Here is a 2,083-nt window from a genome sequence, read left to right on the forward strand (position 1 = left end):
CCTAGAAAACACTTCGGTGTCAGGCACCGAAAAACAATGTGGTGCCTGACACCAAAAAGGGAGGCACCAGATTATATTAATTATTAACAACGGTTGTATTCAGGTATTCTTCGAGGGTAAGCCCGCTGCTCATGATATTTTGGGCGATTTCCTTACCGACAAAACGCAGGTGCCAAGGTTCGTATTGGTAGCCGGTGATGGAGTCTTTGCCTTTTGGATAGCGGATAATAAAGCCATACTCGGCTGCATGGTTTTGGAGCCAGGTGGCCTCTTTAGTTCCTTCAAAGCAGTCCTCGGCCGCACATGTTCCATCTCCTCCGGTCACATCAATCGCAAGCCCTGTTTCGTGTTCGCTCGTTCCCGGAGCAGCACTATAAGCACTTGCTGCCTCATAACCTTCAAGATTGACGTAGTAATTAAACAATGCCGTTTGGGAAGCATGAGACCTGTAAGCCGAAACACCTAGCAGACTTACCCCCTGTCGCCTGGCACCAGCAAATAATTTTTCAATCGCCGCTCCTGCTTCAGCCCTCATTTGCCGCTTTTCTGTTTTCTGTTCAAACGTAAAAGGAATGTCAGGGTAAATTAAATCACTTGGCTGATAATTAGGAGAAAGTTTATTTTGCTTATTGACTAGAACGGGGATTCCCGTTGGGGAGGAAACCATTTGAATGTTTGCCTTCTGTTTCTGACCTCCCGAGTTAGTAGCTGGATCGTCGGCAAGTTTCTCCTCGTTTTGCATAAAGTGAAATTTCCCTGTGCATCCAGTTAAAGAGAGTGCAATCACGATAAGACACAAAAAAACAAAACGTATTTTTAACATAGTTAACTTCCTTCTTTTAAGAATTCACTTCAGTAACCATCATGGTCAGGATTATTGACTTTAAAACGGTTATTCTAAAAAGAAGGAAGGAATCGATGAACTAATAAGTGAGTCTAGGTATAAAGACACTTTCATTTTATTATTCAGTTGCTTATATTTTTTATAAACACATAAATCGTACGAAACGGCAAAGCCATTGAAAAGTGGTGACGCAAAACTAAAGGGGCTAAGGTTTAACGACGATGCTTGCCAGTTACCGAACACGATAACTCCGTCGATTTATGTAGATGAACATGGAGGAGGATTTTTTGTGTTGAAAATGTTTATGAGGGGTAAATATTATTATCATTTAATCCAACATCGCCACAATGCACTTTTACAACAAGATTGCCTGGATGAAGAATTACGAGCAAAGCTGATGGTGAGAGCAAGTTATCATAATAGTAAAGCCCTTGAATTTGGTTTAAGAATATAAGCGAAATTATATTTTTGGAAAAAAACCTGTATCTTTGATTACTGGATAATCATTGATACAGGTTTTTATTTTTACCTAAGAAGGTATAATAAATTACATATAAAAATCACTATAAAGGGAGATGATTGAAACATGTACAATCTGACAAAATTAAAAATTAAAAAGCCTGCTCATGTGGTATTTGAAGCCTTTGTAGATCCTGCCCATATCAAGAATTTCTGGTTCGATTCCAGTTCAAGATGGGAGCAGGGCACGACCGTTACGTTGAGATATGAAGAATACGATGCACAAATCGATATCGAATTAATCGAAGTCGAAGTGAATAAGAAAATCGTATTCCGGTGGGGCGGAGAAGGCGAGGCTGGAAATATCGTCACCATATCGCTGAATGAAATGGACAGCTCGAGGACAATCATTGAAGTGCGTGAAGATGGTTTTAGAGAAGATGATGATGAGTTAATAAGTATTTTGCTTGATAATAAAGGCGGATGGGTTTATATGTTGACCTGCCTAAAAGGATATTTGGAGTTTGGTATTAACAAATTGCGAGCGGCCATTGTTCATTGACATTGGCCGCCACCATTGGTAAATCACCTCCCCTTAAGGTAAAAAGAGCTTGGTTTATATTAAGAGTACAAAACCTTATTTATATAAAACCTTACATGTAATAGGGTTCACCGTTATGTACCAAAATGGAGTACTATTTGATTTTTGAGAAAAAACTCACTCTCGTTTAGTTAAGATGTCTTGTCCTTAATCGAGTAACCAGCAAAAGTAAAATAAGC

At 39.3% G+C, this 2,083-nt stretch carries 3 protein-coding genes and 1 riboswitch; of the genes, 2 read left to right on the forward strand and 1 reads right to left on the reverse strand.

Features of this window, described 5'->3' with window-relative positions; translation table 11 throughout:
• Positions 1-76: 76 nt before the first annotated feature.
• The gene (locus tag BDR01S_RS24455; RefSeq protein WP_066258991.1) at positions 77-823 is read right to left on the reverse strand and encodes a M15 family metallopeptidase; all 747 of its coding nucleotides are present in this window, start codon (positions 821-823) and stop codon (positions 77-79) included.
• A gap of 176 nt (positions 824-999) precedes the next feature.
• A riboswitch (cyclic di-GMP riboswitch) is annotated at positions 1,000-1,084 on the forward strand.
• 64 nt (positions 1,085-1,148) lie between these two features.
• Here BDR01S_RS24455 and BDR01S_RS25590 point away from each other — a divergent pair.
• Positions 1,149-1,298, forward strand: a complete 150-nt coding sequence (locus BDR01S_RS25590) for a hypothetical protein (protein WP_218007897.1) — start codon at positions 1,149-1,151, stop codon at positions 1,296-1,298.
• 132 nt (positions 1,299-1,430) lie between these two features.
• Positions 1,431-1,865, forward strand: a complete 435-nt coding sequence (locus BDR01S_RS24460) for an SRPBCC family protein (protein ID WP_066258989.1) — start codon at positions 1,431-1,433, stop codon at positions 1,863-1,865.
• Positions 1,866-2,083: the final 218 nt, after the last annotated feature.

The organism is Neobacillus drentensis NBRC 102427 (assembly GCF_001591445.1).
Taxonomy (GTDB): Bacteria; Bacillota; Bacilli; order Bacillales; family Cytobacillaceae; genus Neobacillus; species Neobacillus drentensis.